Genomic DNA, 15115 nt, shown 5'->3' on the forward strand with positions numbered 1-15115 from the left:
CTTACTACCTACTACTGACTATTTACCATTTACTTACTACCCCCTTCATACCCCTTCCACATCCACACCAGTGTGTTCGCCAGGGTCAGCTCATATACCTTGGTATCACAGTGTTTGGTGGCTTTGCTGAAAACATAGCGGTAGTCGTAGCCTTTGGCTTTGAGGGCGTCAGCAGTTCGGTTATTGGCCATTACCCAGTTGTGGTAGGTTTCTTCCGCATCATCGTAACGCAGGTCAAACTCTGATACATGTGTGAAGATGCGCAGCGGCTTCTTGTCGCTAGTTTCAATGAGCTTCATGCCAGAGTGGTATTCCCAGGCCCCCAGTGGATAGGCAGCTTCTTCGGCTGCATCATCGTCCTGCTGGTCGACGAAGGTGCCAGAGTAGGTAATCAGTCGCCTGAAGAGGTCTGGCCTGAACCAGCCCATGGTAAGTGCAGCGGCACCACCTGAGCTGCAACCCATCACGGCTTTTCCCCAGGGGTCAGCAGTAAAGGCGATGTTGGGATAGGACGCTTTGATGGCTGGGTTGCTAAGCACGGCAGGCAGAACTTCGTCATTGATAAAGCGGGCAAAGCGATCCGACATCGTATCGTATTCAAGACCCCTCTCGCTGCCTTTGGCGTCATCTCCCCCATTCTGCACGGCGATGGTGATGAAGGCGGGCAACTTGCGAGCCGCATCTTGTGAAATTGTGAGGTTGTCCAGGGCGTTCCGCACAAGGTCTAGTCGACTGGGCCCATCAAGAGTGACCAGGATTGGTGCTTTCGTGCCGTCCTTATAGGCAGCGGGCACGTAGACAAAAATCTGCCGAGTTTCTCTTACTGGCTTTTTCGGGTCGAGTGTGGCGTCAGTACCTGGAAAAATCTTACTATCGGCCAGTCGCATCGAAAACTCAAAGAGTTTACCTTTTGGGTTGCCGAGGTCGGTAAGTGCCGGGTCAATTGTATAGTCGGGGCCAACGACAAAATTGCCATTGCCGCTGTCATTGTTTGACTGTGCGGCGAGGCTACCGGTTAGCAGGCAGCAGCCGATAGCCAGCAGAAGAAATGATTTTAAAAGCATAGTAGGTGGTGTTAAATAAGTGGCCGTCTGCACTGCCCTATTTCTTTGTATTGTCCTGAAGGAGTTTGTCAAACTGTGTCCAGTTGAGGGAGATGATTTTGGCATACCTGGGCGTCCAGTCAAGTCCTCCTTTTGATATCTTTAAGGTGCCTAGCTTGCCACCGTCCTGGGTCACATCAATGATTACGTCGGAACTTCCAATCTCAGTGGAAGGCAAATTGAGTTTTACGCTGTGTTTGGGCATGGTAAATGTTTTTGGTTTGTGTACTGGTTGAGCCTTTATCAGGTTTTGATCGTTTTGACTGACAGCAATTCAAACAAATTGACCTACCGAATATACACAATCACATTTATTTCTTTTGCAGTCGCAGGTAGATCTGGTTTTTGAATTGCCCTATCGCCCTCCACACCTCAAATCCCCAACACCTCTTTCAGTTTCCCGTACCCGCTCTGACTCAGCGGAATGCGTGTACCGCTTCTTAAAAGGGCGACATGGTTGTCTTTCTCTGCCGGCTCAATGCGGGTAAGTTCCTGCAGGTTCATCAGATAAGAGCGATGGATGCGCACAAACTGCTTAGGGTCAAGCACTTTTTCGAAGTGACCCATGGTCTTCTTTTTTAGGTAAAAACCCTCCTTTGTGTGGATTTTCACATAGTCGTCGTAGGCTTCCAAATAGTGTACGGTTTGAATGGGAAGGATCACAATGTTATTTCCTTTTTTCACAACAATCCGTAGCCGCTCTTCGGGCAATGAGGTGTTTTCGAGCAGTTCTGTGGTGTCCTGCGGCGCAACACCTTGCTGGCTTCGCCATTTCTGAATGGCCTTGTCGAACCGCTCTTTGCTGAAGGGCTTGAGCAGGTAATCCAGCGCATGCTGTTCGAAAGCCTGAATAGCGTACTCGTCGAAGGCTGTGGTAAAAATGACTGCGGGAGGGTTCTCCAACAACTCCAGCATTTCAAAGCCATTAATTTTGGGCATTTGAATGTCGAGGAAAATAAGGTCGGGCTTGTGCTGCGCAATGGCTTTTACACCTTCAAAGCCGTCATTGCATTCGTCAACAATAGCTATGTCGGCATAAGCGCCCAGATATTCCTTTACCATGCTGCGGGCCAGGGGCTCGTCATCTATTAATATCACTTTGATCATATCGATGGCGGAATTTTAATGGTGGTGGTAAATTCTCCCCCCTGCTGCGAGGTGAGGAGTAAATCGTTTCTATGATAAAGCAGGTACAATCTGCGTTTTACCGACGACAATCCAAAACCAGTTCCTCTGGCAGTGACTGATGTCTCAGGGTCGTAAGGGTTCTTTATTTCAATATGCAGCATCGTACCCTGCATGGCGGCCTTCACTGAAACCGTGATTTCTCCCACCGTGTCATACAGCCCAAATTTAATGGCGTTCTCCACTATCGGCTGCAACAGCAGAGAGGGAAGTTTATGGGTCATGCAATCATCATTTTTTAAAATTTCTACTCGTAGCCTATGACCAAATCTCACCTTTTCGATATCCAGGTAAAGCTGTAAATGCCTCAGTTCTTCTTCCAGCGTCACTAGTTTACCGTCTTCTTTTTTAACGGTGCCCCGCAAAAAATCAGAGAGTTGCTGAATCATGCTGCGGGCTTCCTCCGGGCGTGTCACTACCAATGCGCTGATAGAATTGAGGCTATTGAACAGGAAATGCGGCTGCAATTGCTGCCTGAGCTGGCTGAGCTCCACCTCACGGGAAAGCCCCATGGCATCCTCCTTCCGTTGTTCTGTTTCCGTCCGTTCGCTGACATACACCCAAAACCAGGTGAGTATGGCCACCAGCAGCATCATAAGCAACCCAACGGTGCCCCGAATCGACCGGGTGCTGGCAAGAAACTCCTCATAGCCAGGCGTTTTGGCATTGACCTGTTCGAGGATAAATTGCTGTGCCACAAGGCAAATAATGCTTAAGACAATTGCCCGCATAAGCACAAATATTGCCGTGCGTCGGCCAGGCTGATAGGCATGCATGGAGGTGTTCATGGTGTAGCCCGCCACAGCATAGATCAACTGGGTAATGGCACCATCGGTCAATGCCGTTTCCCAGTCAAAGCCCACTTGCACCATGGCATAGGTTTGAACGGCCATCCAAAACACCCACCAGGCCAGGTAGATCAGAGCAATGGTGGAGTAGGAAGCGATTGGTTTGGTCATGTTATAACGCAGGGTTATGCATCAGCTGAAGCAAAGCCGCCTTTTGATGCACATAATGAATATATGCGTTACTTTCTTCCGGCTCGTGAATTTGCGAAAATAATTCAACTCCGTCTTTTAATTCGTCTACCGGAATTACATCGCAAACGTCGATGAACTTCCACTTCACTGTTTGATTATGCACGTTGGCAAAAGTATCTTCTTCACTGCGGCCAAGCATTCGTGCTTTCTGAAAGGCCTCTTCATCACTACTGGCTTGTATCAGCCGCAGCGTTTCATCAAACTGCGGCCGATCACCTGCACAAATCTCAAATACGATTTTTGACAAGTACCAATCCATCGTCAATAGCTCTTAATGTCCAGTCCGCCGAACATTACTGTGCCCTTTAATATCAGCACCTTGTTGTGGTCATCGGCTTGCACGATTGGTCGTTTGTCGTCGATGCCCCCCAAAATGGCCGTGGCCTCGTTCTTGATATTCCAATGTGGGGGCACTACCAGTTTAACACCACCGAAAGCCACATTGAAATCCATCACGATAGTGCCTGTGAAGTCGGCCTGCATCAGGTCCAGATCGGTGCCGCCGAATATGTTGTCAATTCTTCCGCCCTGGAAATTCTTAGTGATTATCTTTTTTTTCACACCGCCGAAAACCACAGATGAGTCGACAAAGTCATCAGAAGAGTTTTCGGTGGTATAGCCTCTCTCCCACCGGTTTTGTTTTGGCCTTAGGATCATATAAAGACCAATACCGATAATGATGACAGGCCAGAAAAAGTGGCGATATTCATAACCCAAAAACTCATCCTGAAGCAGGAAAATAGTTCCAATAGCTATCGGCACCAACCATCCACCTGGCTGAAACGATCTGCGGGCACCTACAAACAGACCGATACCTATCAAGATCATTTCCCAGGAGAAGATCCAACGGGGCACGTCGAGGTGCATCTGTTTGGCCAGCAGCACCGAGCCAATTACTATCAGAATTACTCCCGCAAGCGGGCGATTAGATTTTGGAGAAGCCCTTTGGGCGTTTTCCGGAGAAGTGTTTCGTGTATCCATTTGATTAAGTTTTTCTGAAAGTAACGGCAGAAAAACGACCCTGGCTACAGCAAAAAGGCCACCGCCCGAGAGAAGTCGGTGAACAAGGGGTTAGCGTCGGTAAACGAAGTCACCCCCACTTCAATCCCACGCCCCAGGCACCAACGGCACTGATAAGAAGTACGGAGCCTTCGTTGTACACGTCGTCGAGGGAGATGCTGAGGATATTGATGCCCAGCACATACCAAAGCCCAACGGCCAGCAAACCTACCAGCACGCCGCCACTGAACGATTTCCAGGAAAACTTGCTGTCGCTCTTCAGGTATTTAACGCTGGCTCCAATGAGCCCGCCTATGAGTGTGAAAAGGAGAAAGGTGTAAGGAAAGTCGTACTGAAAGCCCTCCAGGTTGGAGCTAAAGCCGGTGGAGAAGGCGGCCAGCTTCACCGGCCCGTCGCCCTGGGAGCGGATGTATACGGTTTTTGTTTCGTTGTTGCTCAATACAAAGCTCTCCTCCGACAATGTGCCTGCTCCCTCTTCAAACGAGAACCTGATCTCAGCGTTGCCGCTTCCTATTCCCTTCAATATCACCTCAACGGGCACCTCCTGTATGCCATAGCCCTGTGCGAACTTCTTGCGGGCTTTGATCGTAAGGGGTGACTTCACCCCCACTTTGGTGATATATCCTTCAGGGTTCAGCCGGGTACGGAGCCTCAGCTCTGCCGAATCCTTCAAGTTGTCGGTAGCTGTGAGTTTGATACTTGACGAGGGCAGGTTGAGATGATCAATCTCTATCCAGCCGGGGCTGATGCCTCCTATCTCCAGAGAGGCAGGTTCAATGAAGACGGGGTCGATTGTAGGCAAATGTCCACCGCCCGACTCAGGCAGTAAAATGAAATTGATGCTGCCCAAAAAGGCGTTTTGAGAAAAGTCGTACTGTAGCGGCAGCGCCGAGGTGAAAAAGATGTAGTATCTGATGTCCTGGCTTTCAGTTTGGCCCGGCAGCACAAACACTTCGGGGATCAGTTGTTCCGGGGATACAGTTGTGTCGCCGGTTGTGAAAACTGGCCTTGTTTCCTGCTGCTGGAGTACCTCCCTGGCCTCGGCACCAGCCACTTCCACTTTGTCGCCAAAGCGAACCGCCTTTAATTGGTTTTGCCGCAGGGTGATTTCACCGTCTTCAACAATGTTGATCTCAGGCACAGTCTCTTGCTGCTGAAACGTGGCCTCTCTTAGCTGTGTGGAATTGGCTTTGAAAATCTTGCCAAGCTTGTCCCGGTCAATTTTTCTGTCTTGTGCTGTCGCACTTTGTTGGATGCAAATCACTAGAACAAGAATGAAACCGCAAACAATCAACAGTATGTATTTTCCCTTGACGTTCATAAGAGCTTATTAGCTGGTTTGTCTATGTAATATACTAAATACGAAAACCTCTTGCGAAATTGGCACTCAGGGATCATCACGCCTTCCTCACCACCACAGGGCTTAATGCCAAACTTGGATCCGACTTCCAGGGGCTGCCTTTTTCAAGCGACAGGTATTCAGCCACCCTCCCGTCGAAATGTTTGATATTGACTCCCGGGTAAGACGTATCCAGGTCTTTGTAATGGCGTACCAGATCCCTTTGCCGCCGCAAAGTAGTTTTGAGAAGGTGAATAACGATCTCCCTCGTGTGGTCTTTACTTACCAAAAAATCGAATAGCCATTCCTGTAGCTTACCCTGCTTTTTCTTCACCTGGCTCAGGTAGTTAATTACAGCGAAAGGGGGCAATGGCCCATAGTGGTCAACAATAGTATGTTGAGCCCCTTCTACTTTCGACCCAAACTCTTCTTCCCATGCATTCATTTTGTCAATCGAAGGCAGATCAATGTCGGTGATGACCAGCGTGTCGTACCAAAACCTCTTCGATGCGGGCAGGAATCTGTGCGTTCTGAGAGGAACGTCGTTTGTCTGTGACCATTCCTGCATGTATCGAAAAAGAGGCTTGTTGAACGTCAGTATATCGTGATGCGACGTCAAATGGTCAGGCTTGCGCTTGAACACCGCCTTAAATTTCTCGAACTGGGCATCGAGCTCGGCCTTGATCTGATCAACAAAAGCCTCCCGCTCGTAGTCCGTATCGAAATCGGTGTACTTGCGAAAGTATTTGCCAATGAGCAGGTTGCCAACTCCCTGCGGGTTAGAGACAGGCTCTCCTGAGGTGATGGTAAAGTGCAGCCCCACATGGGTGGTTTCGTAAAGCTTACGGCTGTCGCCCACCCGTTCATAGCTGCGCAGGAAGTTGTACCAGCCTTTGAGATAGGCACCATCAGCATCTTTGGGCCGGTTAACGAACACGGCGATGGAATTGATCCTACCATATCTCAAGGCGACTTTAGCGCCCATATCAATGTCGTCCACCACACCAATATCATCAGCGGTGACAATTAGTTTCTTCTCTATAAATGGTATTTCAGAACTGGCGTTGATGGCGCCGCTCCACACAAAGGTTTGGTTGGCTAGCACGTACCAAATGTCAACTTCCTTATACCTCTCGCCTCTGATGGCATGCGAAACCTCTACCACGGTTCCAACCGGCAACGCCGGTGCTCTTTTCGCTCTGACGGTAGGCTTGTCCAGTCTCACATTCACCAGCTGAGTGACGGTTCCTTTGATCTTTTCCATTACCCAACTGCCTTTGTGCTGACCGTCACCATCTTCTTCTCGTCCTCTTTCGCTGCCACCGGCATTTGCAGAGAGCTTCTGATTTTCACCAGTTTATTCAGCAGGTCGAACCAAAAGGGCCCGCCCAGCGAAATAGCAAAGGCTGTAATGAGGTAGCCAAATCCGGGCCAGGTGTTGGTTTCTTCTTTTTGACTGCTTAACACAGCATTGTATTTCGCAATCTCGCTCTTCACGGAGTCCATGTACTGCTTCTGCTGCGTAAAAGTCTGAACATCAAGGCTGTCGGGGTGCTGGGCCAGAAACTGTGTGGCACCGGCAACAAACATTGCCCGCATGTCTTCGTTCTTCGACAGGTCTGAAGCAATTTGAATAGTGTCCACTTTAAATGTAATCGCCAGGCCGAGCCCGACGAGGAAGGTCAGGAAAGTCACCTTGCGCTTGTACCAGCCCACAATGCGGTCCATTTGCTCGTTGTACCATTTCTCTATCAATGCCTTGAATTTGTCTATGTCATTTGCAGCATCAAACCAAAGTGACTTTAGCTGGTAGTTGGTTTCCTTGTCGATAGTAAAGGGTTGAAGGATGTCCGCACTACTGCGATTGGCTTTCTTTTGAAGATCACCTTTGAGGTAGGCTAACTCCTCAGAAAAGGCCTCGAATTCAAACAAATCCTTTTTGGCGTCAAGCTGGCTGATGTCGCTTTCGAGCTGATCGATCCGGCCTTGCAATTCTTTCAGGTCAAACCGGGGAATGATGCCGAGCGAGGCGCTGATGTTTTCTCCTTCGTCGTCGTAATCGCCACTTCTCAACAGATCGATCATGGCAGCACTGAACCTCTCGGGTGCAATGTAAGAAGGCCTGTTGGTTGCCAGGCTAACCAACCCCTTCTGTGCCAGAAATTTAATAGAAGGATGCTTGTAGAAGGCTTCTGTGAAGCCGTTGCCACGAAAGGCAATAAATAGATTGAGAAAAGTGTAGTTGAATCTATTGGTGTTACCGTCATCCGAAAGCATCCTGTCAATACCTGCGAGAAGGTTTTTGCCCCTGGAGCCAAACGAAGAGGTGACGGACTCCACAATGGTGGTAGCAAAAAGACTGTACAACAAAAAAATGAATATCAGGCTGATGAAGACATCGAGCACAACAAGTCCGGTCATTGCAGTAGGTGGTTGATAAGACAATGAATTTCAGCAAATTTTCACGCTATTGCAATCCCTATTTATCGGTATTTTGAAGGTAACAACCTAATAATCATATCATTATCAACTATTCCACGCACTATTCAATGAAATGGATTCGAAAAAGGCGCTTTCAATAACAGCCGGCTTGCCAGGGTCTTATGTAACATTTCACAAGGCGAGTTGAGCACGTGACAACATATTTGGAAGACGATTGCTATCTTCACTCCATGTCTAAACGTCTGCTGCTTACCCTCGCACTCCCCGTTGGTTTCGCCCTCGCCATTATTAGCTGTAACCCACAACCTGATGAGGCTACCCTGGCCAAAGGCAAGGACTTGTTTACCAAACACTGCATGTCGTGCCACGGACTACAGGATGACGGCATAGGCCCACCGCTTGGGGGCGTGACTTCAGTACTGGCAGAGAAGCAGCTCATTGCGTTCATTCAAGACCCATCAAAATATATTGACTCAGAGGATGTTAGGTTTTCATTACTTAAGCAAAAGTACAAGCTGGTGATGCCACCTTTTGAATGGTTGCCGGAAGAAGATATCAGCGCTATTGTGGCCTACCTTAAGCAGCAAACTGAGCTGTTCGATATTCCCCCTTTGGATGTGGCGCAACAAAGCAAAGAAGCAGGACTCTCAGGGCAACTGGTAAGTGAACCTCAACCATCAGGTATCAGTATAGAACTGGAAGAGGTCGTTCAGCTACCAGCTTTGGGTGAATCTTCCGACCTCGGCGTGGTCACTCTGCGCTCCTCTCCTGTTGGTGATGGTGCCATCTTTGCCAGCGACCAGCATGGCGTCATCTATCGCATCAAAGATAGAAAGGCGGCGGTGTTTATGGATCTCAGAAACGTTCTTCCCGACTTCCAAAGTGGCCCGGGTATCGCCACCGGCCTTGGCAGCTTCGATTTTCACCCAGACTTTCAGAACAATGGTCTGCTCTATATCGGCCATGCCGAAGCCTATAAGGGCCAGCCAGCGGACTACGTCATTTCCGACACACTTCGGTCGGTGGCGCAGTGGATCGTTGGTGAGTGGAAGGTTAACAATCCGATGGACACGGTTTTCTCAGGAACCTACAGAGAACTATTGCGGGTGCATGCCCCTACCTTTGCCCATGGCATGCAGGACATCGGGTTCATTCCTGGGTTGGATAAAAACCATCCCGATTATGGCTTGCTGTATTTTGGCTATGGCGACGGCGGCTCCAACAACATCCATCACCCCGAGCTGGGCCATCACCCTCAATCGTTTCTGGGGAGCATCATGAGGATTGATCCTGCTGGCAGCAACAGCAACAACGGTAAATACGGGATACCAGCCGGCAACCCTTTCTCACAGGATACTGGTGATGGCGTGGTCAGGGAAATATATGCTTACGGCTTCCGCAACCCTCACCGTATGGCCTGGGATGAAGCCAATGACAACAGAATGTTCGTCACCGACATAGGTGAAGCGAATATCGAAGAGCTCAATATAGTAGTGGCTGGCGGCGATTATGGCTGGCCGGTGCGGGAAGGCAATTGCGGCATCAATACCATCAAGAACCTCAAAGCAGTCTACGAGCTCAGCTCCACAGACCAGTTGCTGTACAAAGGCCCGTTTGCCCAATACGACCATGAAACAGGCAATGCCATCAGCGGTGGCTATGTGTATAGAGGAAACTTGAAAGTCCTCAAAGACAAGTATGTGTTCGGCGACGTTGTAAACGGCAAGCTGTTCTTTGTCAATATCAATCCCCAGCTCAGCGATTCGACTATTTACCAACTCTCCGTTGCCAAAAACGGAAAGGAAACCACCATGCAGGAGCTGACAGGCATCAAGCGCCAGCATTTGCGCATTGGCTACGATCGTGTCGAAAAAGAGATGTATGTCATAACCAAAGCAGACGGAAGGATCTGGAAGATCATAAAGGCCTACTGATGCCCGGCTATTCAGGTATCTTGGCGGCCTGCCTCGCCAGCATTTTCCATTGAACGCCCTCCTTTCTCCATACCATCAAAATGATAATGTCAACCTTTGAAGGATAGCCGGGGTTGTTGGCATCGGCCACCAGCCTGTGCCTCACAATAGCATTGTCGCCGGATATTTTGATCGTTTGATTCAGTATATCCACTTTGCTAAAGTTGGTCCAGCGCTTCATGAATTCGTCAATAAAGCCTTGCTTGTCTCTGACAGTGCCGCTGGAGTGCACATACTCCAGGTCGTCGCTGGCAAGGGAAGCCAGCACCTCGCTGTCAGGGTCGGTCATGGCCTGGCGGAAGCGTTCAACAGCCTCAGCCACCAGTTTTTCTTCTGGCCCTTGTTGCACCGGAGCGAACTTGAGACAAACCGGTTTATCGACAGCAATACTTTGGCCTGTAGAAGTCAAAAGACCTGTGGTTTCATCTCGCCGGAAAACTATCACTTCATTCGTATCCTGGTTAGCTACCAGCAGAAACCTGCCCGTCGGGTCGATAGCGAAATTCCTGGGGGTTTTCCCCATTACAGGCTGTCTGCCTACACGGTTCAATTTACCGTTCCTATCAATAGAATAGATGGCAATTTCATTGGCGTCTCCCCGGTTCGAAGCATACAAGAACTTCCCATCGGGCGACACATGAATGTCAGCCCCAGAGAGGCGGCCTTTGAAGCCTTTGTCTACCATACTGATGATCTGCTTTTCCTTCAGCATACCTTCCCGATAGTCGAGTGCCATCACGGCACCCTGTAGTTCCAGTACCAGATAGGCGTATTGACCATTGGGGTGGAACTCAAGGTGCCTTGGCCCTGCACCTTTGGGCACCGACAACCATGGCTTCGAAGCTGGCGCCAGTATTTGGCCTGATGTGGTAGTCAGTTCGTACTGGTACACCCTGTCCGTTCCCAGGTCGGGTACCATCAGGTAGCGGCCGTCGGGGGACAGTACCGTCGCATGCACATGAGGTGCTTCCTGTCTTTCTTTGTTCACACTGCTCCCCTGGTGCTGAAGAAGCTGCACACTTGCCTCGTCGAACGATCCATCGGCATTGGTGCGAACAGCTTCCGTATTGCCGCCTCCATAGTTGCCTGCAAAAACAGTGCTGCCATCGGGAGCTGCTGATACATAGCAAGATCCCGCTGAAGGAACGCTATTGAGGAATTATAGCTTACCAGTGCCAGGATTTAAAGTGTAGGCATTCACCCTGGAACCGCTTACTGCGTACAGATTGGAATGGTCGTTGTTAACCGCCAGAAAGGAAGCATTATCCAGCTCGGTAACCGGCTGTACCTTTCTCAACGTGGCCGCTTCAGCGTCGAAATGGTAAGTGTGGATGCCGTTGGGGCCATCCTCAGTGGCATAGGTGCCTATAAAAAGAAAATACTGGTTGCTTGTTTGGGCTTTGCTGGAAGCAGCGCCGACAAGACAGCACAGGAAAACAAAAGCAATCTTTTTCATTCAGGAGGGTGTTTGTGAAAACAATGCTACGTGTTGGTGCTAAAGTACCAGATTTCCGTCAATTGTGCCTGCCACTTCGTGGGATGTTATCTTGAATTTGGCATTAAAGGAACGTTTGACCGATCTAGCCTGCCACCAACCAAACAACACTTATTACGGCGGCCCCAATGGCGCCGAACAACAACCTGTCTTTAAATTTATCAAAGCCCATCAGGTTGATCTGCCGCTTCAGCTCCTTGTTTTGTTCTTTTAACTCCTGAATCATCGCATCCAGGTCGGTTGTGTTTGCTTCGAGGTTTTTGTTGGTGTCGTTAAGGCTGACTGACAAGCTCGTAAGCCTGGCCACCACATCATTTAACGCTCCAATCTGGACGTTGCCCTCGGTGTTATTGTCCAGCAGCTTCTCCAGCGACTCCTTGGTTGTGGTGAGTTGCGCCAGCAAGCGCTTGTTTACACCAATGTTCGTATTGTATCGTTGAAGCAATGCTTCGTACTTATAGGTAAGCTCATTGATCTGATATATCACACTGGAACTCAGTAAAGAAGCAGTGTCGGCCTCTATGGCCACTGTGTCGCCCCGAAACAAGGTCATTTTTGTGTCCTGTGACGTAAACGGCTTTACCTGAGCCTGGATTTCCACGCTGTAACTAATCATGAAAAACAGAATGGCTAAATATCTCATATCCAATTATTTTTCATTGAGAAGCGTTCTAAGGCTTCTTATCGTTTCCACATCGTCCAACTCAAGGGTATCCACTTCCTGAATGATCTCCACGATATTGGCGTGTGCAGAGGCAATCAGTAGTGTACTCTGCCTATTTACACTGTCCAGCCGCTGGCTAATGGAGTCAAGGCTCATTGTGGTCTGGTCAAGTGACGTTTTAATTTCCTGGTATTTCAAAAGGGTGCTTTTGTAGTTCTTACTTAACTCAGCAAAGTTCTCTGTCAAAGCCTCGTAGTTTTTTTGAATCTCCCTGAGGTTCCTGATCCTTTTATTTTGAAAAAAGCTAAGGGCCGCCAGCCCAAGGGCCGCAGCTATAAGTAGGTAGACAAGAATGTTTTTCATAGTTTGGTTGAAGTAGGTTGGAATGAATTCCGTTCAACAAAATAGGAAAATTTAGAGCAAAAGAGAATGCTGCGGTGAGAGCAGGAGCAGATAGTGAGTGCCACGAGTTCAATTCCTGGTACTCCATGCCGCAAACGCCCCACTAAAATGACGTTATCACGCAGCGACAGTTGTGCTAACAGGTGCTATCTTTGTCTTATCACTTAATCCAACTATTATGAAAAGAATCAACATACTCTACTGGGTATTCACCGGCCTCTTTGGCGGCTTCATGATGTTTTCCGCTATCCCCGACATTATTTCTGTGCCAGAAGCCGTTGAAATGGTGTCGGGCCAGCTAGGGTACCCAGAATATATCATCCCGTTTCTTGGAGTGGCCAAAGCACTTGGTGTAATTGCCCTTTTTATACCTGGATTCCCAAGGGTCAAAGAATGGGCTTATGCTGGACTGACTTTTGACCTCATCGGCGCTACCTACTCAGGTATTGCCGTCAATGGATTTGATCCTGGCATGCTGATGATGGTGCTGATTTTTGGGATTGAGGCATTGTCCTATATTTACTATCACAAGCGATTGGAGCTTTCACTGGCAAGTTAGCGGTTGACGACAGGCCCGTCGCAGCGTGGGAATAAATGTAGTTATCCGGAGATGAAGTGCGATTATCAAGCACCGGTGGAAAAACAAAAAAGGCCCCTAAATAGAGGCCTTTCTTATCATTTTATCGCTATAATCTAATTGCTTGGCCAATTTGACCAGTTGCTGCAATGGCCGGCATTGTCAGTTCCCGATATATTTCTTCGGGCAACACTATATCCGGCATTCATCAGTGCCGCAGGCGCAAAGTGTAATTTTTCGTTTCCACTGACGAAGGCCTTGCCAAAATGGGCTTGGCTCAACGCATGGCCTGCTTCATGAAGAATGACGGTTTCCAGGTCATAAATGCCATTGCCAAGCACATCATCGGGAGCATCCTGCCAGTTGAATCCATCGTTGATGTAGATTTCTTTGATGGCCACATCAGATTTTCCATCTGCATCAAGGTCATCGAGCCATACAAAGGTAAATGTCACACCTAAAATAGAGGTTGCTCCTCCAGGGTCAACTGCATCGAAAAACGAACCAGGCAAGATGCCTGCGTGAACTACAGTGCCAGGGAAGTATCCGGCAATCCCACCAAAACCAAGCAGGTATTGCACGTAGCCTATATCAAAGGGAGTAACACCCAAATTCGGGATCTGCAACCCGGACGAGCAGGCAACGTTGTCCCACGTTTCCATAGCAGTCACTGTTGCATTGTAGGTTTCAAATTCAGACATCCCGGAAGATGTCCCTAATTCCGTGCCGTCGATAACATAGGGAACCTCAATCCCTGTACCATTGCGTGGATCGTTCGGCACGAAGTCGGACGATAGTTGCTTATTACCGTTGTTGGCAAAAAAAACAGTGTTCCCAGCCTGCTCAGCAGCAAGAAATTCCATTTTTTCTATGGCTAAGCCCTGAGAGGCTATCGTTTCATTGACACCGGCAATCCATTGTTCTAAGCCGGCAGTTCTGCCATTCCTGTTTTCTACTGATGATGGATCCACCCTTGTTAGCTTGTCCTTTAGCTTAGGGTTAAATTCAACGGTTTGTGGCGTATTCTCATTTGGCTCGCAACTCCAAATGAATAAAAGAACGGTTAGTAATGATGTGATTAGTTTTCTCATAACTGTGTAGATAATGGGTTAATTAATTGATTTAGTTCAATAAATTAACAATCAAATACCAGTCTGACAAATATTGAATTATACGAATATTTTATATAACAATACGTATATAATCCATTAGTGAATTACTAGGGAGGTATTTTTGGAAAAAAATCACCACCTGCCGCTAGAAATTAGGTGTGGATTAAAGCCTTTCGAACAATTCATTAACCATCTCAACAGGATACACCTCACTCGCCCTGCTTACCACTCCGCACCGGAACTTCCTGAGCAGAAAAATTTACGCCGGCTCCAAGTCCCTTTTTGACTTTCTGTAAAGAAATGAATTGAAGATGTTGCGCTTGCCAAACCTGTAGGGCTTGTCTGAATTGATCAGGCCTTGATAGACGTGTTTTGTCACACCAAAATATTCATAGGTGGTACCATCCAGAAAGGTTACTTCAAGTACCAATCCTTTGAGCTTGAAATCGACGATGCCGGATTCGGTTGTGGTAGTGGTGTACTCAGCCAAATTGGCTTCCTTGGTTTCGGGCGCTATGCTCACCAAAAAATGATAAGCGTCGATGATTTGTAAACTCTTCTGCTTTGCTTCGGCAGCCTTTTCATCATCCTGCTGAAACTTATCGGGATGCCACTCTTTCACCAGGTTCCGGTAAGTGCTTTTTAGTTGTTTAAGGTCTGTATCTGCCTCAGCATTAAACAGTTTCCTGTATTCATTGATGCGCTTCATTGCTGCCCTCTGTTAATTCGGCTGCAAAGCTAGAGATTTAAATGGTCTAAAGCG

16 protein-coding genes and 1 pseudogene are annotated in these 15115 nt (G+C 48.4%); 2 read left to right on the forward strand and 15 right to left on the reverse strand.

From position 1 onward, the window contains the following. Window positions 1-29: 29 nt before the first annotated feature. From RIF36_RS00905 to RIF36_RS00945, 9 genes are all read right to left on the reverse strand, one after another. Complete coding sequence (locus RIF36_RS00905) at window positions 30-1064, reverse strand: alpha/beta hydrolase (protein ID WP_350071782.1); 1035 nt, start codon at window positions 1062-1064, stop codon at window positions 30-32. Window positions 1065-1101: 37 nt separating this feature from the next. Then, window positions 1102-1308 carry a hypothetical protein gene (locus RIF36_RS00910; RefSeq protein WP_151996645.1) on the reverse strand — a complete coding sequence of 69 codons (207 nt, stop codon included), beginning with the start codon at window positions 1306-1308 and terminating at the stop codon, window positions 1102-1104. A gap of 167 nt (window positions 1309-1475) precedes the next feature. Further along, the gene (locus tag RIF36_RS00915; protein WP_350118683.1) at window positions 1476-2210 is read right to left on the reverse strand and encodes a LytR/AlgR family response regulator transcription factor; all 735 of its coding nucleotides are present in this window, start codon (window positions 2208-2210) and stop codon (window positions 1476-1478) included. Then, window positions 2207-3247 (reverse strand): sensor histidine kinase, encoded by a 1041-nt coding sequence (locus RIF36_RS00920; protein WP_350118686.1) that lies wholly within the window; start codon window positions 3245-3247, stop codon window positions 2207-2209. The genes RIF36_RS00915 and RIF36_RS00920 overlap by 4 nt, the downstream gene beginning before the upstream one ends. A gap of 1 nt (window position 3248) precedes the next feature. Beyond that, window positions 3249-3587 (reverse strand): DUF4288 domain-containing protein, encoded by a 339-nt coding sequence (locus RIF36_RS00925; RefSeq protein WP_350118689.1) that lies wholly within the window; start codon window positions 3585-3587, stop codon window positions 3249-3251. Between the two features lie 2 nt (window positions 3588-3589). Beyond that, a complete protein-coding gene (locus tag RIF36_RS00930) occupies window positions 3590-4309 on the reverse strand; it encodes a LiaF transmembrane domain-containing protein (RefSeq protein ID WP_350071774.1) in 720 nt (239 codons plus the stop codon). 109 nt (window positions 4310-4418) lie between these two features. Beyond that, window positions 4419-5669, reverse strand: a complete 1251-nt coding sequence (locus RIF36_RS00935; RefSeq protein WP_350118692.1) for a hypothetical protein — start codon at window positions 5667-5669, stop codon at window positions 4419-4421. A 76-nt stretch (window positions 5670-5745) separates the two neighbouring features. After that, a complete protein-coding gene (locus RIF36_RS00940; RefSeq protein WP_350118695.1) occupies window positions 5746-6951 on the reverse strand; it encodes a ChbG/HpnK family deacetylase in 1206 nt (401 codons plus the stop codon). After that, window positions 6951-8108: a hypothetical protein gene (locus RIF36_RS00945; protein ID WP_350118698.1), complete on the reverse strand. Its 1158-nt coding sequence runs from the start codon at window positions 8106-8108 to the stop codon at window positions 6951-6953. Before RIF36_RS00945 ends, RIF36_RS00940 begins: the two co-directional genes overlap by 1 nt. A gap of 251 nt (window positions 8109-8359) precedes the next feature. Between RIF36_RS00945 and RIF36_RS00950 the strand changes: the two genes are divergently transcribed. Then, a complete protein-coding gene (locus RIF36_RS00950) occupies window positions 8360-10063 on the forward strand; it encodes a PQQ-dependent sugar dehydrogenase (protein ID WP_350118701.1) in 1704 nt (567 codons plus the stop codon). Window positions 10064-10070: 7 nt separating this feature from the next. Here RIF36_RS00950 and RIF36_RS00955 read toward each other — a convergent pair whose 3' ends face one another. From RIF36_RS00955 to RIF36_RS00970, 4 genes and pseudogenes are all read right to left on the reverse strand, one after another. Next, window positions 10071-10451 (reverse strand): nuclear transport factor 2 family protein, encoded by a 381-nt coding sequence (locus RIF36_RS00955; RefSeq protein ID WP_350118795.1) that lies wholly within the window; start codon window positions 10449-10451, stop codon window positions 10071-10073. 18 nt (window positions 10452-10469) lie between these two features. Further along, window positions 10470-11558 (reverse strand): annotated as a pseudogene (locus tag RIF36_RS00960) (lactonase family protein); the annotation flags it as partial. A 124-nt stretch (window positions 11559-11682) separates the two neighbouring features. Continuing rightward, the gene (locus RIF36_RS00965) at window positions 11683-12240 is read right to left on the reverse strand and encodes a hypothetical protein (RefSeq protein WP_350071762.1); all 558 of its coding nucleotides are present in this window, start codon (window positions 12238-12240) and stop codon (window positions 11683-11685) included. 6 nt (window positions 12241-12246) lie between these two features. Then, entirely contained in the window at window positions 12247-12624 is a 378-nt protein-coding gene (locus tag RIF36_RS00970) for a hypothetical protein (RefSeq protein WP_350071760.1), read from the reverse strand. Window positions 12625-12841: 217 nt separating this feature from the next. Between RIF36_RS00970 and RIF36_RS00975 the strand changes: the two genes are divergently transcribed. Further along, on the forward strand, window positions 12842-13222 hold the full coding sequence (locus RIF36_RS00975; protein WP_350071758.1) for a DoxX family protein: 381 nt from the start codon (window positions 12842-12844) through the stop codon (window positions 13220-13222). A 134-nt stretch (window positions 13223-13356) separates the two neighbouring features. Here RIF36_RS00975 and RIF36_RS00980 read toward each other — a convergent pair whose 3' ends face one another. Both RIF36_RS00980 and RIF36_RS00985 read right to left on the reverse strand, forming a co-directional pair. Next, a complete protein-coding gene (locus RIF36_RS00980) occupies window positions 13357-14331 on the reverse strand; it encodes a hypothetical protein (RefSeq protein WP_350118703.1) in 975 nt (324 codons plus the stop codon). 280 nt (window positions 14332-14611) lie between these two features. Further along, on the reverse strand, window positions 14612-15061 hold the full coding sequence (locus tag RIF36_RS00985) for a KTSC domain-containing protein (protein WP_350071754.1): 450 nt from the start codon (window positions 15059-15061) through the stop codon (window positions 14612-14614). Between the last annotated feature and the right edge of the window lie 54 nt (window positions 15062-15115).

Source organism: Imperialibacter sp. (genome assembly GCF_040222815.1).
GTDB lineage: Bacteria > Bacteroidota > Bacteroidia > Cytophagales > Cyclobacteriaceae > Imperialibacter.